The sequence below is a fragment of the Siccirubricoccus deserti genome (genome assembly GCF_014283215.1).
Classification (GTDB): Bacteria; Pseudomonadota; Alphaproteobacteria; order Acetobacterales; family Acetobacteraceae; genus Siccirubricoccus; species Siccirubricoccus deserti.
Genome location: NZ_JACOMF010000014.1, coordinates 61,175 through 84,154, shown reverse-complemented (window position 1 = coordinate 84,154; position 22,980 = coordinate 61,175). Strand labels below are relative to the sequence as shown.

18 protein-coding genes and 1 pseudogene are annotated in these 22,980 nt (G+C 70.7%); 13 read left to right on the top strand and 6 right to left on the bottom strand.

Annotated features, from left to right (window positions below; all coding sequences use genetic code 11):
* Positions 1 to 9 precede the first annotated feature (9 nt).
* The 6 genes and pseudogenes from tssE (at position 10) to H7965_RS13545 (ending at position 9,601) form a co-directional block, all read left to right on the top strand.
* Positions 10 to 468, top strand: coding sequence for a type VI secretion system baseplate subunit TssE (gene tssE, locus H7965_RS13575; RefSeq protein WP_186771120.1), 459 nt, complete (start codon positions 10 to 12; stop codon positions 466 to 468).
* A complete protein-coding gene (gene tssF / locus H7965_RS13570) occupies positions 468 to 2,258 on the top strand; it encodes a type VI secretion system baseplate subunit TssF (RefSeq protein ID WP_186771119.1) in 1,791 nt (596 codons plus the stop codon). Before tssE ends, tssF begins: the two co-directional genes overlap by 1 nt.
* Positions 2,222 to 3,250: pseudogene (gene tssG / locus H7965_RS13560) on the top strand (type VI secretion system baseplate subunit TssG). Before tssF ends, tssG begins: the two are co-directional and overlap by 37 nt.
* Positions 3,247 to 5,796 carry a type VI secretion system ATPase TssH gene (tssH, locus tag H7965_RS13555; protein ID WP_186771116.1) on the top strand — a complete coding sequence of 850 codons (2,550 nt, stop codon included), beginning with the start codon at positions 3,247 to 3,249 and terminating at the stop codon, positions 5,794 to 5,796. Before tssG ends, tssH begins: the two are co-directional and overlap by 4 nt.
* Complete coding sequence (locus H7965_RS13550; RefSeq protein WP_186771115.1) at positions 5,793 to 7,823, top strand: type VI secretion system Vgr family protein; 2,031 nt, start codon at positions 5,793 to 5,795, stop codon at positions 7,821 to 7,823. Before tssH ends, H7965_RS13550 begins: the two co-directional genes overlap by 4 nt.
* Complete coding sequence (locus tag H7965_RS13545) at positions 7,823 to 9,601, top strand: hypothetical protein (RefSeq protein ID WP_186771114.1); 1,779 nt, start codon at positions 7,823 to 7,825, stop codon at positions 9,599 to 9,601. Before H7965_RS13550 ends, H7965_RS13545 begins: the two co-directional genes overlap by 1 nt.
* Here H7965_RS13545 and H7965_RS13540 read toward each other — a convergent pair.
* Genes H7965_RS13540 through H7965_RS13525 form a run of 4 tightly spaced genes read right to left on the bottom strand, consistent with a single transcriptional unit; the run spans position 9,585 to position 14,462 of the window.
* Positions 9,585 to 11,291, bottom strand: a complete 1,707-nt coding sequence (locus H7965_RS13540) for a hypothetical protein (RefSeq protein ID WP_186771113.1) — start codon at positions 11,289 to 11,291, stop codon at positions 9,585 to 9,587. The two genes, H7965_RS13545 and H7965_RS13540, sit on opposite strands and share 17 nt — an antisense overlap.
* Positions 11,292 to 11,343: 52 nt before the next feature.
* On the bottom strand, positions 11,344 to 12,033 hold the full coding sequence (locus tag H7965_RS13535; RefSeq protein ID WP_186771112.1) for an ABC transporter permease: 690 nt from the start codon (positions 12,031 to 12,033) through the stop codon (positions 11,344 to 11,346).
* Position 12,034: 1 nt separating this feature from the next.
* Complete coding sequence (locus H7965_RS13530; RefSeq protein ID WP_186771111.1) at positions 12,035 to 13,666, bottom strand: transporter substrate-binding domain-containing protein; 1,632 nt, start codon at positions 13,664 to 13,666, stop codon at positions 12,035 to 12,037.
* Positions 13,659 to 14,462: a class I SAM-dependent methyltransferase gene (locus H7965_RS13525; protein ID WP_186771110.1), complete on the bottom strand. Its 804-nt coding sequence runs from the start codon at positions 14,460 to 14,462 to the stop codon at positions 13,659 to 13,661. Before H7965_RS13525 ends, H7965_RS13530 begins: the two co-directional genes overlap by 8 nt.
* Before the next feature lie 222 nt (positions 14,463 to 14,684).
* Here H7965_RS13525 and H7965_RS13520 point away from each other — a divergent pair, with 222 nt between their 5' ends.
* From H7965_RS13520 to H7965_RS13500, 5 genes are read left to right on the top strand one after another with little or no spacing between them, the layout of a single operon-like run.
* Positions 14,685 to 15,143 carry a hypothetical protein gene (locus H7965_RS13520; RefSeq protein WP_186771109.1) on the top strand — a complete coding sequence of 153 codons (459 nt, stop codon included), beginning with the start codon at positions 14,685 to 14,687 and terminating at the stop codon, positions 15,141 to 15,143.
* A complete protein-coding gene (locus H7965_RS13515) occupies positions 15,143 to 15,874 on the top strand; it encodes a hypothetical protein (protein WP_186771108.1) in 732 nt (243 codons plus the stop codon). Before H7965_RS13520 ends, H7965_RS13515 begins: the two co-directional genes overlap by 1 nt.
* Positions 15,871 to 17,388: a hypothetical protein gene (locus H7965_RS13510; RefSeq protein WP_186771107.1), complete on the top strand. Its 1,518-nt coding sequence runs from the start codon at positions 15,871 to 15,873 to the stop codon at positions 17,386 to 17,388. Before H7965_RS13515 ends, H7965_RS13510 begins: the two co-directional genes overlap by 4 nt.
* 5 nt (positions 17,389 to 17,393) lie before the next feature.
* The gene (locus H7965_RS13505) at positions 17,394 to 19,298 is read left to right on the top strand and encodes a PP2C family protein-serine/threonine phosphatase (RefSeq protein ID WP_186771106.1); all 1,905 of its coding nucleotides are present in this window, start codon (positions 17,394 to 17,396) and stop codon (positions 19,296 to 19,298) included.
* Positions 19,299 to 19,315: 17 nt separating this feature from the next.
* Positions 19,316 to 19,813, top strand: a complete 498-nt coding sequence (locus H7965_RS13500; RefSeq protein ID WP_229682600.1) for a DUF6481 family protein — start codon at positions 19,316 to 19,318, stop codon at positions 19,811 to 19,813.
* A 116-nt stretch (positions 19,814 to 19,929) separates the two neighbouring features.
* Here the strand turns inward: H7965_RS13500 and H7965_RS13495 are convergent, their stop codons facing one another.
* Positions 19,930 to 20,256 carry a hypothetical protein gene (locus H7965_RS13495; protein ID WP_186771105.1) on the bottom strand — a complete coding sequence of 109 codons (327 nt, stop codon included), beginning with the start codon at positions 20,254 to 20,256 and terminating at the stop codon, positions 19,930 to 19,932.
* A gap of 129 nt (positions 20,257 to 20,385) precedes the next feature.
* Between H7965_RS13495 and H7965_RS13490 the strand changes: the two genes are divergently transcribed.
* Both H7965_RS13490 and H7965_RS13485 read left to right on the top strand, forming a co-directional pair.
* On the top strand, positions 20,386 to 20,589 hold the full coding sequence (locus H7965_RS13490) for a cold-shock protein (RefSeq protein WP_186771104.1): 204 nt from the start codon (positions 20,386 to 20,388) through the stop codon (positions 20,587 to 20,589).
* Between the two features lie 235 nt (positions 20,590 to 20,824).
* Positions 20,825 to 21,514, top strand: coding sequence for a cysteine hydrolase family protein (locus H7965_RS13485; RefSeq protein WP_186771103.1), 690 nt, complete (start codon positions 20,825 to 20,827; stop codon positions 21,512 to 21,514).
* Between the two features lie 55 nt (positions 21,515 to 21,569).
* Here the strand turns inward: H7965_RS13485 and H7965_RS13480 are convergent, their stop codons facing one another.
* Positions 21,570 to 22,979, bottom strand: coding sequence for an NAD(P)(+) transhydrogenase (Re/Si-specific) subunit beta (locus H7965_RS13480; RefSeq protein WP_186771102.1), 1,410 nt, complete (start codon positions 22,977 to 22,979; stop codon positions 21,570 to 21,572).
* Position 22,980 lies beyond the last annotated feature (1 nt).

The window sequence follows — 22,980 nt, the reverse complement described above, 5'->3', positions numbered from 1 at the left end:
GTGCCGCGCATGCGCCGTCCGGAGGTATCGCGCCGGCAGCGGGGAGCTCGCCCGCCGCTGTTCGACCGGCTGTTCGACCTCGACCCTGCTGCCGCCGACAGTGCCGATGCGCGGCTGTTGAAAGATGCCGATCTGCGGCTGTCGGTGGCGCGGCACCTCGGGCATCTGCTCGACTGCCGCAGCCCGGCGCGTGAGGCCGGGCAGGATCTGACCGTGCTGGACTGGGGCGTGCCGGACATGGGCGCGCTGCCGCCGCGTGACCGAAGGGCCCAGGCCACTTGGTTGGCCGAGGTGCGGCGCAGCCTGGCATGTTTCGAGCCGCGGCTGCGCAACCCGGAGCTGCAGCTGCAGACCGGCACCGAGGCCGGACGCTCCACGCTTTGCATCCGCGGCTCGATCGGCACCGCCGATGCCGCTGCGCCGGTGCTGTTCGAACTGGCGTTGGAGGCGGCCGCGAGCGGCAGCTGATGTCGAACCGTGCCCGCGACGATGTGCTCGGCTACTATCAGCGCGAGCTGCACTACCTGCGTGCCGCCGGCGGTGAATTCGCCACCACCTACCCGAAGGTCGCGGGCCGGCTGGAGCTCGGGCCGGATGAGAGCAGCGACCCGCATGTCGAGCGACTGATCGAAAGCTTCGCCTTCCTCTCAGGCCGGGTGCAGCGGGCGATCGACGGCGAGTTCCCGCGCATGACGGAAGCGCTGCTCGGCCTTCTCTATCCGCAGCTGGCGGCGCCGCAACCGGCGGCGACGGTGGTGCGGCTGCAGGCGGCGGTGGTGCCGCCCGCCGGGCTGGCGGTGCCGCGCGGCGCGATGCTGAGCGCCCGCACCGCGGATGATCTGCGCTGTCGCTTCCACACCTGCTTCGAGACGCGCCTCTGGCCGATCCGTACCGAGCCGGCGGAGGTGCGGACCACCGATGCCTGGGGCTTCCTCGACCACGACCCGGCTGCGGCGGTGCTGCGGCTGCGGCTGGAACTGGTGGAGGGCACGGCGGCCAGCCTTGGCGGCGGCAGCCTGCGCTTCTACCTCGGCGGGGAGGCGGCGGCGGCGGCGCGCCTGTACGAGGTGCTGATTGCCGGCTGCGACCGCATCGCCTTCATTCCGGAGGGTGCGGCGCCGATCCTGCGTCCCGTGGCCCAGGCGCTGCGTCCGGTGGGCTTCGCGCCGGAGGAAGCGCTGCTGCCGGATGCATGCCGCGTGCACCCTGCCTATGCGCTGCTGCACGACTACTTTGCCTTCCCGGACAAGTTCCGCTTCCTCGACCTGCACCTCCCGCCGCTGCCGGCCTGCACGCGGGTCGAGCTGCTGTTCCTGCTGCCGGTGCCGCCAGGCCCGCTGGCGCTGACCGCCGAAAGCCTGCTGCTGGGCTGCACGCCGGTGGTGAACCTGTTCGAGCATGTGGCCGAGCCGATCCGGCTCGACTGGCGCCGCGCCGAATACAAGCTGGTGCCCGATGCGCGCCTGGAGCCGGTGATGGAGGTGCACAGCGTCACCCGGCTGCGCGGCTGGGATGTCGAGACCGAGGTATGGCGCGACATCCGGCCCTGTTTCGCGATCGAGCATGGCAGCGGCGAGGCCGACGGCGCGGCCTGGCTGATGCGTCGCACCCCGGCCGAGCGTGGTGCCATCGGCGGCAGCGATGTCTGGCTCTCCTTGGTCGATCCATCGCTTGCGCCGGCCAATCCGGCGGAGCTGACGGTGCTCGCGCACTGCCTCTGCACCAACCGCCTGCTGGCGGAGCAGGTACCGGCTGGTGCCCGGCTTGAATTCGACGAAGCCGCCGGCGGTGCTCGCGCTATTTGCCTGTTACGGCCCAGCGCACCGCGGGCCGCGCCGCTGGGTGGCGAGACCGCCTGGCGCCTGGTCTCGCATCTCAATCTCAATTACCTCTCGCTCAGCGGCGGGCCGGATGCGCTGACGGCGCTGCGCGAGATCCTGCTGCTGCATGCTGCGCCGGATGACGACGCGGCGCGCGAACAGGTCCTCGGATTGCGCGAGTTGCACTGCCGCCGCGTCACCCGCCGCATCGGCCGCGGTGTGCGCTCGGCGCTCGGCCAGGGGCTGGCGATCACCCTGACCTGCGATGAGCGGCGCTTCGCTGGCGGTAGCGCGCTGCTGCTGGGCGCAGTGTTGGAATGCTTCCTGGCGCTGCAAGCCTCGGTCAATTCTTTCACCCAGTTGACGCTGCTGAGCCAGCAGCGCCATGGAGTTTGGCACGCATGGCCGCCCCGCACCGGCGCCGTCCCCCTGCTCTAGCCACGGTACTGGCCGGCGGCGGGGTTGAGCTGCTGCAGGCGGCCTCGCTCCTCAGCCAGTTCGGCCGCCGTGAAGGTCGCGCGCCGGTCGGGGAGGGTGCGGCGCCGCGGCGAGAAGTCTTCGCCTACCGCGGTGTACCGCATCTGCGCTTCCCGATCTCGGAGGTGGAGCGGGTGGAATGGCCGGCGGATTCGGCGGTGCCGCCCGTGCTGCATTCCGCCGCCTTCGGCCTGCTTGGTCACCATGGTCCGTTGCCGGGCTGGATCACCGAGGAAATGGCTTAGCGGTTGCGCCGTGGCGACTACGCGGCGCTCCGCTTCCTTAGCATCTTCGAGCATCGGCTCTTCGCGCTGATGGTACGCGCTCATGCGCGGCTGCGGCCGGGCTTCGGTGGGCTGTCGCCGGCGGAAGGGCCGGCGGGACGCATTGCCTTCGCGCTGCTCGGCCTCGGCCTGCCGTCGCTGCGTGGCCGGCTGCCGTTACCCGATTCAGCGCTGCTGCCGCACGCGGGTCTGGCGATCGGCCGTGGCCGCTCGGCCATGGGGATGCAGGTCGTCCTGCAGCGTCAACTCGGGGTGGCGGTGAAGGTGCGGCCCTTCCGCGGCCGCTGGCTGCGGATCGAGGCCGAGGACCGCACCCGCATTGGCCCCGGTGGCCGCTACCAGCGGCTTGGCCAGGAGGCGCAGCTCGGCGGCAGGGTCTGGGATGTCGGCAGCAGCTTCACCATCGCCGCCGGGCCGCTGACCTTGGCGCAACATCTTGCCCTGCTGCCCGGCGGCGCGGCTTGCCGCGCGCTGACCGCCCTGACCCGCTTCCACAAAACGGAGGAGCTGGATTTCGTGATCGAACTCACGCTGAAGCCGGAGGCCGTGCCGGTGCTCCGCGCCTCGACCAGGCCTGAGCAGGCCAGCCGGCTCGGCTGGACCAGCTTCCTTGCCGGAAGGCAGCAGGGCACCGCCACCATCCGCTTCCGCGCAGGCGAGGCGGCATGAGCCGCGACATTCGCCAACTCATCGGCAAGCTGGGGCCGGAGTGCAAGCGGGCGCTGGAACGCGCCGCCAATGCCTGCGCCACTGCGACGCACGGGGCGGTGCTGATCGAGCACCTCATGCTGCAATTCCTCGACCCGCCCGATGGCGATTGGGGGCTGGTGCTGACGCAATACGGCATCGTGCCGGAGGCTGCGGCACAGCAGATCCGCCGCGCGCTGGAAGGCGAGGCGCGCGGCGCGACACGGACCCCGACACTCGACAACGTGCTCCTCGATGCCATCGAGGAGGGGTGGGTGGTCGCCTCGCTGACGTTGCAGGAGGGAGTGGTGCGGCCGGGGGCGCTGCTGCTGGCGATCCTGCAGCGCGACACCTGCCGCTCGGCGCTGGTGGAGGCCTGTCCGCGGCTGCTCGCCATCCCGCGCGACGACCTTGCTGCCCGGCTGCGCCTGCTGCTGTCGCCCGGTGGCGCCGCATCCGCCGGGGGTACGGAGCTGGAGCAATACACCATCGACCTGACGGCGCTGGCGCGGGAAGGCCGGTTGGACCCGATCCTCGGCCGCGATGCCGAGCTGGAGCAGGCGATCGACATATTGATGCGCCGCCGGCAGAACAACCCGTTGCTGGTCGGCGAGCCCGGCGTCGGCAAGACCGCGATCGCCGAGGCGCTGGCCCAGCGCATCGCCGCCGGCGCGGTGCCGGGACCGCTGAAACCCATGGCGGTGCGCAGCCTCGACCTCGGACTGTTGCAGGCCGGCGCGGGGGTGCGCGGGGAGTTCGAGCAGCGGCTGAAATCCGTGGTCGCCGCCGTCTCCGGCACGCCGGTGATTCTATTCATCGATGAGGCGCACACGCTGATCGGCGCCGGCGGCCAGGCCGGGCAGGGGGATGCCGCCAATCTGCTGAAGCCGGCGCTGGCGCGTGGCGAGTTGCGCTGCATCGCCGCCACCACCTGGGCCGAATACAAGCGGCATGTGGAGAAGGACCCGGCGCTGGCCCGCCGCTTCCAGGTGGTGAAGGTAGCGGAGCCGGCCGATCCGGTGGCGGTCCGCATGCTGCGCGGGGTGGTGGCGAAGCTGGAATCGCATCACGACGTGCGCATCACCGAGGATGCGGTGGCGGCGGCGGTGCTTTTGACCTCGCGCTACATCAGCGGCCGGCAGCAGCCGGACAAGGCACTGTCGGTGCTGGACACCGCCTGCGCCCGCGCCGCCGTCGCCCGCGGCGCGCAGCCTTCGGCGCTGCTGGCGCTGGCCGACCGCCAGACAGCGATCGCCGAGGAGACCACCCGGCTGCAACGGGAGGCCCAGGTCGGCGCGCTGCATGCACCGCGCCTCGCGGCGCTGGCCGAGGAGGCCGCGGCGGTGGCGCGCCAGCACGCGGCGCTGACCGCGCGTTGGGGACAGGAGCGGGCGTTGGTGCTGGAATTGCAGGCGTTGCTGACGGCACCCGGGCTGCCGGCGGCGCAGGTGGTGGCGGCGCTGCGGCAGCAACTCGCCGAGTTGCAGGGCGAGGCGCCGATGGTGCCGGTGGAGGTGGATGCCCGCCTGGTCGGCGAGGTGGTGGCGGGCTGGACCGGCATCCCGGTGGGCGGGATGCTGAAGGATGATCTGGCGGCGGTGCTGGAGGCGGCGCCGGCGCTGGCGCGGCGGGTCATCGGTCAGGACCAGGCGCTGGAGGTGATCGCACGGCGGCTGCGCAGCTGGCGTGCCGGCCTCGCCGACCCCGGCAAGCCGGCCGGCGTCTTCCTGCTCTGCGGCCCGACCGGCGTCGGCAAGACGGAAACCGCGCAGGCGCTGGCCGATCTGCTGTTCGGCGGCGAGCGCGGCCTCGTCACCATCAGCATGTCGGAGTTCCAGGAGGCGCACAGCGTGGCGCTGCTGAAAGGTGCTCCGCCCGGCTATGTCGGCTACGGCCAGGGCGGCATGCTGACCGAGGCGGTGCGGCGCCAGCCCTATTCGGTGGTGCTGCTGGATGAACTGGAGAAGGCCCATCCCGATGTCACCGATCTGTTCTACCAGGTCTTCGACAAGGGCAGGCTGGAAGACAGCGAGGGCGTCGAGGTGGATTTCCGCCACAGCGTCATCGTCATGACCGCCAACCTCGGCGCCGAGCGGATCGAGGCGCTGGTCGCCGCCGGCGAGACGGATGCCGATGCGCTGGCCGAGGCGATCCGCCCTGATCTGCTGGCGCGCTTCAGGCCGGCCTTTCTCGCCCGCTGCACCATCGTGCCCTATCTGCCGCTGGCGCCGGAGACCGTCGCGCGGGTGGTCGATCTGAAGCTGGCGAAGGTGGCGGCGCGGCTTGCCGCACAGCATCGGGCACGGGTCGGCTTCAGCCCGGCGGTGACGCAGGCGGTGCTGGGGCAATGCCTTGCGATGCCCGGCGGCGGCGCGCGGCTGGCCGATCAGGTCATGGAGAATCTGCTGCTGCCGCAGCTTGCCGAGGCCGTGCTGCTGCGGCTGGCGCGCGGCGAGGGATTCGCCGCGGTGGAGGTCGATCTCGATGCCGAAGGCGGCGTCGCCTGCCGGTTCGAGGCCGTGGCATGACCGCGCCACAGGATCTGCGGCAGGGCTCGCAATACCTGTCGATCACCACCACGGCAGGCGATGGCGTGCTGCAGCTTTCCCGCATTCATGGCCGGGAGGCAATGAGCGAAACCTTCGCCTATGAGCTGGAGCTCTACGCCAATGGCGACGGTCCGGCTTGCGCCGATCTGATCGGCACGGAGGCAGCAGCCAGCATCAAGGCCTCGGATGGCAGCATCCGCTACATCCATGGCGTGCTGACGGAATTCGGCATTGCCGGTGCCTGGCCCGACCCCGGCCGCACCTTCTTCCGCGCCCGGCTGGAGCCGAAGCTGGCGCTGCTGGACCAGTCCGGCGATTGTCGCATCTTCCAGGCGCTGCCGGTGACCGATATCGTGACCCAGGTGCTGTCCGGCGCCGGTGTCACCCAGACCAAGAAGTCCCTCACCGGCAGCTACGCCGCGCGTGATTATTGCGTGCAGTGGCAGGAGAGCAATCTGGCCTTCGTCAGGCGGCTGATGGAGGATGCCGGCATCGGCTTCTGGTTCACCCATACCGCCAGCGCCCACACCCTGGTGCTGGCTGACAACGCCAATGCCTATGCCGCCACCCCGGGCGCGACGCTCCATTGGCGGCACGATGCCGGGGGTGGCTTCGAGGATGACGCCGTTGCCGATTGCGCGCTCGACCTGCGGATGCGGCCGGATGCGATCGGCACCAACGCCTGGAGCTTCGAGACGCCCTCCACCTCGCTTTACGCCAAGGCGCAGGGTGACAGCGCAGCCCGCACCCTGAACGGCTGGGATGGCGGCTATGCCAGCGCTTCAGCCGGCGAGAATCTGGCAAAGCTGCGGCTCGCGGCGCATGCGGCGACGGCCAAGCTGCTGCGGCTGCGCGGGTCGCTACGCTCGTTGGCCTGCGGGCAGAAATTCACCCTCGCCGGACATCCGCGAGCCGAGCTGAACGGCGACTGGGCGGTGCTCGCCTGCAGCATCGATGCGACGCCGGAGAGCTATGCGGCGGAGGTGCTGGCGCTGCCTGCGGCGACCGTCTTTCGCTCGCTGCCGGCGACGCCGAAGCCGCGCATTGCCTCTGCCCAGACTGCGATTGTCACGGGCCCCGCCGGCGAGGAGATCCACACTGACACGTATGGCAGGGTGAAGGTGCAGTTCCACTGGGACCGCAGCGGCAAGAGCGATGACACCAGCAGCTGCTGGCTGCGCGTGGTGCAGGGCTGGGCCGGGGCCGGGTTCGGCGCGAATTTCACCCCACGGGTCGGCGCCGAGGTGGTGGTCGGCTTCCTCGACGGCGACCCCGACCAGCCGCTGGTGATCGGCGGCGTGCACAATGCCGAGAAGACGCTGCCCTATGCCATGCCGGCCAGCAAGACGCGCAGCACGCTGAGGAGCAAGAGCTCCCCCAACGGTGCCGCCGATGCGGCGAATGAGCTGCGCTTCGAGGACAAGACCGGCAGCGAGGAGGTCTATCTGCGAGCGCAGAAGGACCTGAAGCTGGAGGTGCTGAACGACGTCACCGAGACCATTACCCACGACCGCACCACCACCATCGACAATGACGAGACGCTGACGGTCAAGCAGGCGCGCAAGATCACCGTATCGGAGGGCGATGCGACGCTGAGCATCGCCAAGGGCAAGCGGACCGTGACGGTGAAGGGCGACGAGACCCATACCAGCAGCAGCGCCTTCACCCACAAGGTCAGCGGCGACTACAGCCTGAGCGTCGGCGGCGACATGACCTTGTCGGTGACCGGCAAGCTGACCATCAAGGCCGCCTCGGTCGAGATCGACAGCAGCAGCGGTACGGTCACGCTGAAGGCCGCCACCAGCCTAAACCTCGGCGCCAACCAGAATGTGGCGGTGGCGGCGACGGCGAAATTCTCGGCGGCGGGCAATGCCGGGGTCAGCATCTCCTCGCCGGCGCAACTCGAGGTGAAGGGGGCGATGGCAAGCTTCAAGGCTGATGCCATCGGCGAGGTCAGCGCCGGGGCGGTGCTGACGGTGAAGGGTGCCATCGTGAAGATCAACTGATGCGGCCGGGGGAGCTGTTGCGGCGGATACCGGCCCTGGCGCGGCCCGGCATTCCCGATGCGGTGCAGGCGGCGTTGGACCGGGCGGTGCTGCTGGCGGTGGCGCCGGCTTCTGCCCGGCAAGCCGTGCCGGATCGGGTGTTGGCCGGCTTCATCGGCGGCCGGGCTGAGGCTGCGGCGCTGGCCGATCCCTGGGCGGCATTGCCCACTGCGCTTCCCGCGCCGCTGGCGAGTGACCCGCGGCTGCGGGCGGTCGAGGCCGCTACCGGGGTGCCGGCTGTCGTTGCAGTGAGGGCGGTCGGCAGCGCGGCGCCACCGACTGCACCGCCGAGATCCAGCCCACTCGTCCAGGCCGAGGCCGTCAGGGCCAGCCTCGATGCCGCTGAGGTGGCGCTGCGGGAAGCCGGTTGGCAGCATGCGGCTACCGCCCTGGACCAGGCTCGGGCGGCGGCTGGCGGGCTGGTCCAGGCGCTGACGGCCAAGGCCCCGAATCCGCTGCGTCGGCTGCCCGCAGCCGCCTCTCCGGCATTGGCCGCGGCCGCCGATGCGGCGCTGGCGCAGTTGCAGGTGCGGGCCGGGAATGCCCCGGATGGGCTGCCCGCCGCCCTGGCCGAAGCGCGGGCCAGCCTTGCCGCGCTGGACTCGCCACCGCCGGCGGTGCTGGGGCCGCTTGCCGCCCTGGCACCGGACTCGATCCGGGCTTTGCCCACCGCACCGGCGGCTCCCAGCCTCGTGCTACCGCGGCTGATCCCACCGCCACTGGTGCTGTCTGCCCGTCCAATGCCCAGCCTGCCAGCCGCCTGGCCTGCCTTGCCGCCGGCCAGCCTGCCCACAGGCTGGGGCGGCAGGCCGGCCTCGGTCGAGCCAGCGGCGGAAGCAGCCCCGCCCGACCCGCCGGATGGGCCGGGGCAGCCGTCCTATGGCGCTGTCACGGCAGGGGCGCTTGCTGGCATGGCCGCGGCCGCCCGGCTGATGTGCCGCAACGGCCTCGGCAGCCCGCTCGATTGGGATGCGCTAGCCCGGCTGATCGCCGGCTTCGATGCCTGTGCTGGGACAATGCCGCCGCTCGACGCGGGCGATTACGGAAGGCTGATGCAATGGAGCAGCCTCGCCCGCCAACTCGCGCTGCTGCGTGGCCAGTTTGGCCTCACTCCCTGGGACCCGGCGCAGCAGCCGGCGCTGGCCAAGGCGCTGCGCGACCGCGCCTGCTGGCTGGCGGAACGCCCGCCCTGGCCAGAGCGAGAGACGGCCGCCGCCAACCTGCTGCGCTGGCTGCCGCTGGCGGAATGCGCCGAAGCCTACGACATGCCGAGCCGTGGCGCGGGCGCGCTGCGGGCGCTTGGCGGCCTGTTGCGCCAGGCCGCAGCCATGCCGCTGCCCGCGGTTCAGGACCCGGGCCGGGTAGCGCAGATGATGGCGGCGCTCGATGCCATGGCCGGGTTGCATGAGGGCTTCGGCTTCGATCCCAATGGGCCCGATGCGGCGGAACGCCTTGCCGCCATCGCCCGGGCGCTGGAGGGGCTGGCGCTGCCTCCTGGGGTGGCGACGGCCGGTACGCTCGACCGCAGCTGCCTTGACCGTCTGCGTCGACTCGACCTGTCCCAGGCTGAGGATCTGCGACTGGAGGAGTTTGGCAGCACCGGCATTCCGCTGCTCTCGGCCGGCCTGCCGGTGCTGGCCACATTGGATGCCGCCCGCCGTCTCGGTGGGCTGCAACCAGGTGGCGATGCGGGACCGGTCTTGCTGTCGGCCCCGCCGCGGCTCAGAGGGATACGCTAGGGGTCAGTGCCGCGGCATCCTGCTGGGCGAAATATTCGGTCGAGCTGAAGCCGACGTAGCGTGGGTCGCTCGGCGGATTGGTACCAAGGTTCTTGCGGAAGCAGGCAACCGAGGCGAGGCGGGAAAAGAAATTCTTCACCGTCGTGCCGGCCGAGATCGCCGCCTCCTTCGCCCGCGTCGTCTTGGTCTTGGTGCTGTGCAGTCGGTGGCTGAGCAGACCCGGCACCACCAGATGCGAGGCGGCGACGAGATCCGCGGCCTTCTCCAGCACCTCCGGCAGATCCTGCCGCACCATGCCCTCGATCTCCTGCAGCACGCCGGGGTGATTGATGCGGTCGAGACTCAGTGCGATGATGGAGGAGGTTTCGGCGATCAAGAGGTAATAAGCGCCGAGCAGTGGGCTGCGTTTGAACAGCTCTACACCCACGTCGAGCGTCCCGGCCTGCGCGATCTCCTCCAGATACTTGTTCACCGCGTTGCGATGCTTGTAGTCCTCGACATATTCGGCGGCGAGCAGCAGCAGCTCCGCCAGCAGCTGCGCCATGCCTACCGCGGGGCCGGAAACCGTGCCGCCGTCGACGAAAACCAACCCCACGGCGGTGCCACCCGAGACCATGTGAAGCGCGCCGGCCTTGGTCTTGGCCTTGCATTCGTCATCGAGCAACTCACCGACACCGAGCACCGCCTGGCGTGCCGCCCCCTCGCGGAAGCGGTCCTGCCGGCCGCGCACCCGGTTGGCAGCGCGATGCGCCAGCACCGCCTGCGCCAGCTCCTTGCCGCCTTTCAGCATGGCGACGGCGCCGCCGAAGAAGGGCACCATCTTGCCGGCGATCTCGGCGGCGCTGGGCAGGCCCATCGCCGACAGGATGGTGACCGCGACATGCGGGTCATCGACACCGGCCATGGCGGAGATCGAGACCTCGATCCCCTTGGCCAGCTCGGCGATGCCGCTGCCGAGCGAATAGGCATTGTCGACCAGTTCGGCGGTCTCGCCGGCGCCGCCGGCCTTGGCGTAGCTCAACGCCGCACCGGCGCCGGTGCGGATCGCGCCTCCGATTTGCGCCATGCTGCCCGGTGTCGCCGGCGTGGCGGGCAGTGCGGCGATCTGGCCGGCGATCGTCTGCGCCGGGTAGTCGCCGGCCTCGGAGATTCGTACCTTCGGCGCGCCCGGAGTCAGCAGGCGGAATTCCAGGCGCTGGCCCTTGAAGATCTCACAGGCCCGCTTGTCGATCTCCCCCTTCCACCAGGCGATTGCCGCCAGTTCCTCCGCCCCCATCCGGCTGACACCACTTTCCAGCGCCAGCAGCTCGGGCGTGAACAGCAGCTTGAACAGTGCCGTCATCGCACCGCGGGCATTGCGCGGCTCGTCGTGCCAGAGCTGCTCTTTCACCGGCTTGTTGAAATCTGTCGGGTAGACCAACGTCTTCTTCTTTTGTTGGTATTTGTGCGCGGCCCAGTCGCGGAACGCCTTGCGCATCCGGTCCATCGCCTCGACGCTCTGCTTGTCGGCGAGGTAGGCCTCCACCGCCGCATCCAACTTGCGCATGTTCTCGCCGCGCACATGCATGAAGTTGGCGCGGGTGAGCTCCTTCCACTGCGCCGCACTCAGGCTGCGGATGTCGAGGACCGGCGGCGGTGCAGGGATTGTCGGCGGCACGGGTGCCAATTGCTGGCTCAGGGTGGAACTCATCCATTGTGCTCCTTTTTGGCTTCGGTGATGCGGGGCCGGTGGCGCTGGCGGTTCAGGATTGCCGGGCACCCAGTAGGCCACCGGCGGGACGGCCGCGGTGAGGAGGGCGCATCAGGCTGCGTTCGCGGATGCGCCGCTGGATCGCCCGCATCAGCCGGGTCAGCGGCCAACAGAAGCCGAGGAACCACAGCATGGCGTAGAGATAGACCCACACCATCAGATCATTGCGGCCGGTGGCGCCGATCACGGTATTGGCGCGCGAGACGATCTCGCTGACGCCGATGACCGAGGCGGTCGAGGAGGCCATGACGATGATCAGGAAGTAGGTCATCCAGGATGGCAGGAACAGCAGCATCGCTTCCGGCCGACCACGCCGATGATCCGCCAGCGCCGCGCCCAAGGTGTCCGAGATGTAGCCGGTGACGGCGATGGACAGCGCCAGCGAGGCCTTCACCCAGGGCAGCACGCGCAGGGTGACGCCAAGCAAGGTGAACTCGTTTGGCACCAGGAAGGCCAGGTAGAACAGGCAGACGAAGGTCGGCAGGTTGCGGCTGACCGTGGTCAGCCCGCGGGCCGATTGCGCCAGCCCACGCTGTGCCGAGAGCCGGCCATAGGCCAGCCCGGCACCGAGCAACGTGCCCATTGCCATGGCGGCGATGGAGACGGCGACATTCCAGGCGAAGCCGCCAGCCAGATAGGGCGTCCAGGTCCACAGCAGGTCGAACAGGTCGCGGATGTCCATCTCACGCCTCCACCGCGCGGGGGCGCCCCGGCTTGCGGTCCAGCCACAGCTGCGCCCGGTTCAGCAGGACGACGGTGCCGAGAATGATCACGAACCAGGTCGCCATCAGCAGGTTCATCATCACCGCCAGGTTGCCCCGCTCGGCCATGATCGAGGTGGCGGAGGAGATCAGCTCCGGCACCGCCACGGCGCTGGCCATGCCGGTCGCCTTGGCGATGTTCACCAATATGCCGTTGATCGGGCCGCGCGAGGCGTGCAGCGCCCGGCCGAGGGTGGCGGCGCCCAGGCGGAAATCCGGCAGCTGCGCCGCCAGCACCTGCGCCGCCTCCAGCAGCGCCTGCGCCACCGCCGCGCCGGCATAGAGCGAGAGGCAGAGCAGAACGGCCAGCATGGGGTCGACCGCGAAGCCCCAGCGCATCACCGTCCAGGCGCCGATGCCAAAGAACACCACATAGATTTGCAGCAGCGGCGGCGTCATCCGCAGCACCGTCACAGCGCCATGCAGCAGCGGCGTCAGCAGCGGGATGCGGCGCTCGATCGCCACCGCAGCGCCGATGCCCGCGGCCAGCGCGCCCAGCATGCTGCCGAGCACCAGCACCAGGGTGCGCAACAGCCCCATGCCGAAGCTGCTGCGGTCGTAGCTGTCATAGACCACCGAGAGGTCGATGCCGTAGCGCTCCTTCAACACCAGGCCGATCCGCATCAGACCTGTCACCTCCGTCGAGCTCAGCAACGCGCGGTTGCGGCAATCATCCGGCCAGCGGCCATTGGCACCACGGCGACACACCGGCTCGCCCTGGCTGTCGGCCTCGTTCCAAAGCGCGTTGGTGCGGCGCAGGAAGTCGCTCTGCGGGATGTTCCAGCGGCGCTCTGCCCGCAGCAGCGTGCCATCGCGGTGCCAGGCGGCGACGACATCCTCCACCGCGCGGCGCAACTGGCTGTCGCGCGCGGCGCGGGGCAGGGCAAGGGCCCAGGGCGTGACCAGCGCGCTGCGCAACGGCATCCGCCAGCCGGCCCATTCGGGTGTCGCCAGATCGCTGGCAATGGCGGTGTCGTCATAGGCCCAGCCGACGCAGCGGCCGGCGCGCACCGCCAGCCGCGCATCGCGGTTGTTGCCGAAGAGCTGCAGATCCACCAGATAGCGTTCGGCAAGCTGGCGGTTGAAATAGGCGCCCTGGGTGGCGCAGACTTTCTGGCCGCGCAGCTCGCTCCAGTCATGCAGGCGGCTGTCCGGCGGCACCATCAGGTTCACGCCGCTGGCGTAGTAGTTCGGCTCGATCATGGTGACGATCTCGCGCCGCTGCTCGGTGTCGCCGAGAGTGGCGATGACGAGATCGACCGTGCCGTCCTCCAGCCGCTGCAGCCGATTGGCGGAGGTGACGACCACCAGCCGCGCCTCGACCCCGAGGCGCCGCGCCAGGTCGCGCGCCAGGTCGATCTCCATGCCCTCCGGCCTGCCATCGGCGCCAAGCTGGCCAAACAGCGGGTAATCCGCCTTCACGCCGATGGCGATGCTGCCGCGCTGGCGGATGGTGCCGAGCGGATCTGGATCGGCCGCCGCAGCCGGAAAGGCGAGCCCGATCAGCCCGACGATCCCGGCCAGTGCGGCACGCAAGTGCTTCGGCTCAACCATCCGTGCCGCGTTCCACGCAGGCAGCGAAGCCATAGGCTAGTGGTAGCGGGCAGAGCCGGCGCAGCATGCCGTCGAACAGCCCGCCGGCGGCGCTGGCGATGGCGCCGCGTTCCGGCAGCACGCTCTCGGCGCTCAGCCGCGGCCGGACGAAGCCGGCGGCGGCGAGCTCATCGGCGAACTCCGAGGGCGTGAAGAGGTGGTAGTAGAGCTCGACCGCGCCATCGGCGCCGTCGCGGCGGTAGAGGATGTCGCCCGGCTCCAGCGCCCCGGCTTCCACCAGCGGCGCGCAATGGCGCTGCTCGGCCAGGAAGCGGCGGCGGCGGTTCGGCACCGTGGTCAGCAACCTGCCGCCGGGGCGCAGCATCTCCCGTAGTGCGCGCAATGTGGCGATACGACGGGCGCGGCCACGGACATGGCCGAGTACGCCGAACATCAGCAGCACCGTGTCCTGGCTCGCCGGCTCCAGCGCGCCCTGCAGCACCGGCAGCTCGCCGCAGATCAACCGCAGCCGGCCCACCGCCGCATGGTCGCGGAACAGCCGGCCGCAGGTGGTGATGGCCGCGCGGCTGATGTCGTAGCCGGTGACGGCAAGGCCGGGTTTAGTCAGCAGCAGCGGCAGGTAGCGGCCGTTGCCGCAGCCGAAATCCAGCACCGCGCCGGTGCCGGAGGGTGGCAGCGCGGCCAGGATCGCCTGCTTCATGGCTTGGTTGGGCCGCGGGTAGCGCACATCGTAGAGCCCGCTGCCGTAGTAGTGGTCGTAGGCGGCGGCGAGGTCGGGAACCACGGCAAGGGACAAGGGACTCTCCACGCAAAGAGGGGGGTGCCCGCCTCCTGCTGGGCTCCAGGCATCCGGCCTGCTCGGCCCCCTAACGGACCATCGAATCCCTTTCGAAACCCTTTCGGCCGATGCGCTTTCCGGTGCCCGGATGAATCAGGGCGATTTCGCAACCCCCTGTTAAGCGCGGTGGCGAAGACTGCGCCGGCGACGGCACGACAACGCTGCGCGGGGACTGCCGACGTGAACATGCCCGAGGTCAACACTCCACCGCTCATGGACACGCTGAGCGAGGCCCAGCAGGCTGGCGTCGGTCGTCGCGGCACCGACAAGCAGGCCGCGGCGCATCGGCTGCGCGCGCGCGGCTTCAGCTACCGCCGCATCGCTGAGACCCTGCGCATCCGCTATGACATCGTCTCCCGCTGGATGTATGGCGACCCGCCGCGACCACCCGCCGAAACGCCACCGATATCGGCGCCGTTAGTCACCCAGCCGGTGCCCCTGCCGGGCCCGCCCGGGCTGGAGCAGCGGCTGACCGCCCTCGAGGCCACGCTGTCCCGCTTCGAAGCAGAGGCCGCGCGGCGCGAGGAACGCCTGCTGGCGGAGCTTGGTGCCCTACGCGCGGCATTGGAGGCGAGTTCCGGCCAAGCCTCCGGACGGTTCCGGGTGCTGCCCTGGCCACACAGCGGGGAGCGCGCCTGATGCTGGCCCGGCGTGGCTTTCTTTGGCTGATCGCCGCCGCCCTTGCAGGTCTGCTACCGGCCTTGCTGCTGGCCGGCCATACCGCTCGCGCCGCGCTGGAACAGGCGTCGCTGGCGCGGCTGGCGGCGGAGGCGGAAGACCTTGCCCAAGCACTGCAATCGCCGCAGCCGCCGGCATTGCCGCCTGGCGCGCTGCTGATCTCCGCCGCGGGCGCGCGGCTGGCGGGCGACCCCGCCGTGCCGGACAGCCTGCTGCAGAACGCCGCCGCCGCCGTATCGCAACGCCAGGCCATGGCGCTGACGGCAGGGCTGCTGGCGCGGCAGCCGCTGCATGCCGCCGATGGCACGGTGCTCGGCGCGGTGGTGCTGTGGCAGCCGGCGGCGGGGCTTGAGGCGAGGCTCGCCGGCATCCTCCTGCGCGGCTTGCGCGATGCGGCGGTGCTGTTCCTGCTCTGCCTGCCGGCGGCCTGGATCGGCGCGCGGCTGCTGCTCGGCCCGGTGGCGGCGGCGGCGCTCGGCGGCGCAGCACTGCTGGACGCGCTGCGCAGTGCCGATATCACCGCGGAGCAGGCGGAACACCGGCTGGAGCCCGGCCCGGTGCTGGAGGCGGCGTCGGAGCAGGCCGACCTTGCCGTGGTCGCCGCCGCCACCGCTGCCGGCGCGCTGCTCAATGAACTGGACGCGTCGGCCGCGGCGATGCTGCGGGCCGAAGCCGAGGGAGCCCCGGCATGAGCCTCGCCACCGCCCCGCGTGCCGGCCGCCGGCTTGGCCTGCTGGTGCTGCTGCTGCTGGGGCTGCCCTGGCTGGCGCTGGCGCTGGCGGTGCTGGAAGGGTTGCGCACCGAGATCGGCGCCACCGAGCCCGCGCTGGCCGCCGCGGCGGCCGCCCTGCCGCTCGGCCTGCCGGTGGCAGGCTTCGTGGCGGTGGAAGCGATGGCCTATCTGCTCGGCAGCCGCCTGCTGGTGCCGGCGGCGCTGCTGGCGCAGCTCGCTGGCGCCGGGGCGGCGCTGGACTTCCGCCGTGCTCCGCGCTCCGGCCAAGCGGATGAGATCGGCCAGCTCGCCACCGCCTTCGGCCGCTTCATCCGCCACCTGACCCGCCGTCGGCAGGAACTGGACTGGATGGCGAGCGACATCGCGGGCGATGCTCTGGTGGAGGGTGCCGGCGACCGCGCCACGGCACTGCTGGTTCGGTTGGCGCCGGCGGCACGCTTCGCCGCGGAGGATCCTGCACCGGCCGAGCCCTGGCTGGACACCCCGGCGCATCGGCTGCTCTGCGGCCTCGCGGCCTGCGCGGTCGGGCTGGCGGCGGCGCCGCTCGGGCCAGCCTGGCTGGCGGCGCTCGCGGCGGTGGCGCTGCTTGGCGGGCGGCTGGCGGAACCGCTGCGGCGGTCGGGCGTGGTGGCGCTGTGGCTGGCGCTGGCGGCGGCGCTCGCTGCCTGGCTATGCACCGATCCGCTCGGTCCTACGGCGCTGCCGCATGGGCTGGCCGTGGCGCTGGTGGCCGGGCTGGCAGTGCATGCCGGCGGCGGCTGGCGCGGTCCGGGCGGCGCCGCGGCGGATGCGGCCTGGCTGCGCGGTGGCTTGGCTGGTGCTGTGGCCGGCGGTGGGGTGGCCGCGGCGCTGGTCGGCCTGCTTGGGCCGGAGACGGAGGTGGCGCTGACTCTGGCGCTTGGTGCGCTGGTGCTGGCGACGGCAGGGCTGGCGCCGGCGGCGGCGGTGGCGACCCCAGCCGATTGGCCGGCGCCGCAGGCGGCGCTGCGGCTGCTGCGCCAGGCTGCGGTGCGGCGCCTGGTCTTCCTCGGCGCGCTGCCGGGCGGGCTGGCACTGGGTGGCGCGATCGGACTGGCCAGTGCCGAGCCGGCGTTGTCGATCATCGCCGCGGTCGGCGCGAGCCTGCTGCTGGCACTGCCGGGCGCGGGCCTGTCGATCCCGGCGCGAGGCGGCGGGCTGGCAGCGGTCGGGCTGCTGGCGGCCGCCGCGCTGCTGCTGGCCTGTCCGGTGGCGGCGGTGCTGCCGCTGCTGGCCGCGGCCTTCGCCGCAGTGCTGGCCTGGCCGCTGGCGACGCCCTGTTGCCCTGGCCTCGCCTCGCCGCAGCAGGTGGCGATCCTGGCGGCGCTGGCACGACATGCCGGGACGGTCCTGGCCATGGCCGGCATTGTCCTGCTGCCGCCGGCGATACTGCTGGCCGTGACGGCGCTGGCGCTGCTGCCGGCAGTTCTGCTGCCGGCGGCGGAAGGGGGCTGAGCCGGATGCGCCTGCGCCTGCACATCACCACAAGCGTGGTCCTGCTGATCGCCGTCGCCACTGTCGCTGGCTTGGTCGGCATGGCCACCCGCGGACGGCAGGAGCAGGCCGCAGTTGGTGCGGCGACGCTGCTTGCCCAGGAACGCGCCTGGCATGCCATTCAGGCATCGGTCGCGGACGCGCTGCGCTCTGCCGCGCGGGCCGGCCAGGCAGTGGAGCTGCTGGAACAGCGGGCCGGCCCGGCAACACGACTCGCCCTGGCCGGGCAGCAACCGGCGGAAGGGCTGGAACGCGTTGGCGACCGGCTGATGCTGGTCGCCACCCAGCCGCTTCCGGGGGGCGGGGTAATGGCCGCCGGCGTGGCGCCGACGTCGCTGCTGCGTCAGGTCGCCGCTGCTACTGGCGCAGTCCCGGTGCTAACCGATGCAGAGGGCAGGCCGGTGGCGATGCCAGAGGCCGCCGGACCACTCGCCGCCTTCATCGAGCGGCTGCGTGGGGTGGAGCCGGGACGGATGGTGCTGGCGGCCGGTGATCGGGTGGTCTCGGTCGGCACCGTCCCCGTGCTGGACAGCGCAGGCCAGCTTATCGGCGGGCGCCGCTGGTTGGTGGATGTGACCGAGCGGACCTGGACCCAGGACCGCGACGACCTGCTGGCCGCCGGCGGCGCCATTGGGCTGAGCGGGCTGCTGATCACCGGCTTCACGCTCTGGCTGCGGCGGGTGTTCCGGCCGCTGGAGCTGGCGCTGGCGGCGCAAAGGGCGCTGGCGGAAGGGGATCTGACGGTGGAGCTGCCCGGGCAGGAGCGCGAAGACGAGATCGGCGGCGCAGTGCGGGCACTGCTGGTGTTTCGTCAGGGACGCATCGCCCTCGGCCGCCGCGCCCGGGCCGATCGCCGGCAGCAGCGGATCCGGCTGGGCTTCATTGAGGCGCAACTCGGCAACCTCGCTGCCACCCTCGACGCGCCGGAGCGCGCGGCGATGGAGCGCGACCTGCAGCAGGTGCTGGCCAGCGCCCCAAAAGACGGAGAGAGGGGCGGGGAGGGCGATGGCGCCGGCGGCATGGATGCGCTCGCCATGGCCTTCCGGGCGATGGCGGAGCGGGTGCGCAGCCAGCACCGCAAGCTGCGCGGGCTGATCGCCGAGCAGGGCGACGCCCTGGCGGCGAAGACCCGGATGGAAGCGCTGGAGCAGGAGCTTTCCGCCGTCGCCACCATGCAGGCCCGGCTGGCGCCGCCGCCGCTTCCAGCGGAGACCGGCGCGGCGGTGGCCGGCAGGCTGCTGCAAGGGGCGCAATTCGGCGGCGATTTCCAGGATTTCTTTTGGCTGGACGGGCCGGGCGGGCGCCGGCTGGCAGTGTTCATGGCCTCGGTCCGCGGCAGCGGCCTCGGCGCTGCCTTCCTGGCGATCTCGGCGCGGGCGCTGGTGCGTTCCCTGGCGCCGCAGGCAGCCAGCCCGGGTGAATGCCTTTCCCGGGTCTCCGACCTGCTGCTGCGGGACAACGACCAGCGGATGGAGATCACCGGCTTCCTCGGCATCATCGATCTGCGGGCGCAGGTGCTGGTCGCGGCCCGGGCTGCGGCGCCACCACCGCTGCTGCTGACCCAGCCGGGGGAGGCACGGGTGCTGGAGGTGCCGGGCGCCCCGCCGCTCGGGCTGCAGCCGCGGCTGAAACTGCCGGAGGTGACCATCGAGCTGCCGGCACGGGCGGCACTGGTGGCAGTCAGCCGCGGAGTGCCGGAGACGGCGCTGCGGGGTGTGCCGCTGGGGCTGGACGGTCTCGCCACCCTCTTGGCTGGCAGCCCCGGACTCGATCCGGAGGTGCTGCTGGCGCATGTGCTGGAGACGCTGGGCGGGCCCGAGGCGGCCCGGCCGGGGGATGCCAGCCTGCTGGTGGCGCGGCTGCACGCTTAGGGATGACTCCCGACCTGATGGCAACGCTGACGTGCGGCGCCATCACCAGGATCGGGGTCTGCCATGCCCACTCCATCCTGGTAATTCTCCGATTCAGGCGGTATCAGGCGCGCATGAGTGCACACAAACACGATGATTTCGCTAACAGACTGACTACTGCGGCCAATGCCAAAAAGGCGTTGCTGGAGCGTTTCCGATCCCGCCCTGGCCCGGATGATCCCGAGGTGATCGCACGGCGGGAAGAGCGGCTGGCCGTTGCCGCCGCCCGCGAGATCCGGATGGCCGAGCAGCGCGCCGCCCGACAGGCCGCCGCCGCCCGCGAAGCCGCTGAGCGTGCCGCCCTTGCCGCCGAAGCCGAAGCCCGGGCGAAGGCTGAGGCCGCGCGCCTGGCCGAGGAGGCCGAACGCGCCATGGGGGTGGAAGCCGATAAAAAGGCCCGTGCCCTGGCGCTCGCCGCCGAGCAGAAGGCGCTGCGCGACGCCCGCTATGCGGCCCGCAAGGCCCGCCGCCGCTAGAGAAGTTTCACGCGGACTGGGAACAGTCTGCGGGAAAAAGCCGCTCTAGGGGCGGCTTGGTCTGAGGGCCAATGAATGGTGCTGCCTGCATACCCATGCAGGCAGCGACTTGATTCCTATGCTTCAGGCTTGCCGGTCATGCGGGCGAAGACCATGCGGTCCTTGTTCTCCCGCATCAGCATGGTGAAGCCGCTGATGGTGTCGAAGCCGAGCCCGCGCGGCAGCCCCGATTCGGGGTCCGCCTCGATCTTCGGGTAGGCGGCGCCGGCGACCTTTTCCCATTTTCCTGCCGGCTTCTTGACCTCCACCGCCGCCACCGTGGCCTTGAGCACCAGGCGAACAATCGCCTCCTTCGGCGCGGAGGGCTTGGTCAGGCTAGGGTGGCCGGCGATCATCTGCCATCCATTGGCCAGCGCCCAGTTGGTCAAAGCGTCCTTGTCCATGCGGTAGCCTTTCCTGCCGCCATTGTCCTATGGGCGGGCGGCGCGGCTGGCAAATACCCGCCCCTGACCGCAGAACTTGCTCCCTGGCCCGCGTGGGCGCTATATCGCCGGGTTGATGGAGCGCGTGACATGGCGAGTGGAACGGTGAAGTGGTTCAATGCCCAGAAGGGCTTCGGCTTCATCCAGCCCGAATCGGGCGGCAAGGACGTATTCGTCCATATCACTGCGGTGCAGGCGGCCGGGCTGCAGGGCCTGAACGACGGCCAGAAGGTGACCTACGAAGTGGTGCGTGAGCGCGGCAAGGAAGCCGCCGCGAACCTCAAGCTCGGCTGATCCAATGAGCCGGGGTCGCGGTCGGTGGGGAAGGCTTCCCCGCCGGCCGTGCTTCCTGGCGCAGGACTGCCCGCCCGGGTTCATCCCGGGATGACTGGCCGGCGGCGGATTCGGCGCCGGCTGACCTGATCAGGTCCCGCCCTGCCGGGCGTTCGAGTTTCTCCGCCCTGGCCCGATCTACCCTCTGGCATGCGCCGTGCTTGACCGCAGGACCCCGATTGCAGGAGTCCCGTCCATGCCCCGCAGCGTCACGATCGCCGCCCGTCCCGAACCACTGGCCGTGGTTCCGGAGGAGACGGCGCTCATCGTCGTCGACATGCAGAACGCCTATCTCTCGAAGGGCGGCTACCTTGATCTCTGCGGCTTCGATGTCTCCGGCGCGCCGCCGGTGATCATTGAGGTGGCGCGGGTCATCGCCGATTGCCGCGCTGCCGGCATCCCCGTCATCTACCTTCAGAATGGCTTCTCGCCCGATCTGCGCGAGGCCGGCGGGCCGACCGCGCCGGTCTGGCACAAATCCAACGCGTTGCAATTCATGCGCGCGAACGAAGCTTATGCCGGCAAGCTGATCACCCATGGCAGCTGGGATCATGCGATCGTGCCGGAGGTGGCACCGCAGCCCGGCGACATCGTGGTGCCGAAGGCGCGTTACAGCGGCTTCGCCGGGACCTCGCTGGAGCAGGTCCTGAATGCCAGGCGCATCCGCACCGTGCTGATTGCCGGCGTCGCCACCAATGTCTGTGTCGAGAGTACATTGCGCGACGCCTATCACCGTGAATTCTTCCCGGTGATGGTCACCGACGCGACGATGACGGCGGGCGGGGAAGCGGCGCAGAAGGCCGCCGAATTCAACGTGACGGCGTTCTTCGGCTGGCTGACCACCGCGGCAGAGTTGCGCGCTGCCCTGATGGCGAACGCCAAGTGACCCGCCGCGGTGGCCCCTGAAGCCATGCACGGCTTCAGGGGCCACCAGGCAAAGGCTATTTCTGCAATGCCTGGACGATTTCCTGCGTCACCTTCTTCGCATCGCCAAACAGCATCATGGTGTTCGGCCGGAAGAACAGCTCGTTGTCGACGCCGGCATAGCCGCTGCTCATCCCGCGCTTGACGAAGAAGACGGTCTTCGCCTTCTCCACATCCAGGATCGGCATGCCGTAAATGGCCGAGGATTTGTCGGTCTTCGCCGCCGGGTTGGTCACGTCATTGGCGCCGATCACATAAGCGACATCGGCCTCGGCGAATTCCGGGTTGATCTCCTCGAGTTCCTTGACGTCCTCGTAGGGGACATTGGCCTCGGCCAGCAGCACGTTCATGTGACCGGGCATGCGGCCGGCGACCGGGTGGATGGCGTATTCCACCGTGGCGCCTTCCTTCTTCAGCAGATCGCCCATCTCCCGCAGCACCTGCTGCGCCTGGGCCACCGCCATGCCGTAGCCGGGCACCACGATGATCTTCTGGGCATTCTTCATGATGTAGGCGGCATCTTCCGGGCTGCCGGCCTTCACCGGTGCGCGGTCTGCCGTACCGGCCCCCGCCGCCGCGGCGCCGCCGCTATCCGTGCCGAAGCCGCCCAGCAGCACGTTGATGATGCTGCGGTTCATCCCCTTGCACATGATGTAGGAGAGGATGGCGCCGGAGGCGCCGACCAGCGCGCCAGTGACGATCAGCAGCAGGTTGCCCAGGGTGAAGCCGATACCCGCCGCCGCCCAGCCGGAGTAGCTGTTCAGCATCGAGACGACCACCGGCATGTCGGCGCCGCCGATCGGGATGATCAGCAGGAAGCCGAGCGCGAAGGCCAGGATCGCGATCAGCCAGAACAGCGCCGCGCTGCCGCTGGCGACGAAGCCGATGATCAGCGCCAGCAGCAGGACGCCGAGGCCGAGGTTCAGCCAGTGCTGGCCCTTGAAGATGATCGGCGCGCCCGACATCAGCGCCTGCAGCTTGGCGAAGGCGATTACCGAGCCGGAGAAGGTGATCGCGCCGATCGCGAGGCCGAGCGACATCTCCACCAGGGATCCGCCATGAATCGCCCCGGCATGGCCGATGCCGAAGCTCTCCGGCGCGTAGAAGGCGGCGGCGGCGACGAACACCGCCGACATGCCGACCAGCGAGTGGAAGGCCGCCACCAGCTGCGGCAGGGCCGTCATCTGGATGCGGGAGGCGATATAGGCGCCAACGCCGCCGCCGATTGCCAGCGCCAGGATGATCAGCCCGACGCCGCCGCCGCCCATGCCGGGCCGCAGCAGGGTGGCGAGGATGGCGATCCCCATGCCGACCATGCCGAACAGATTGCCCCGGCGGCTGGTGGTGGGGTGGGACAGCCCACGCAGCGCCAGGATGAACAGCACCGCGGCGACGAGGTAGGCCAGGGTGGAAAAGGTTGCGGCCATG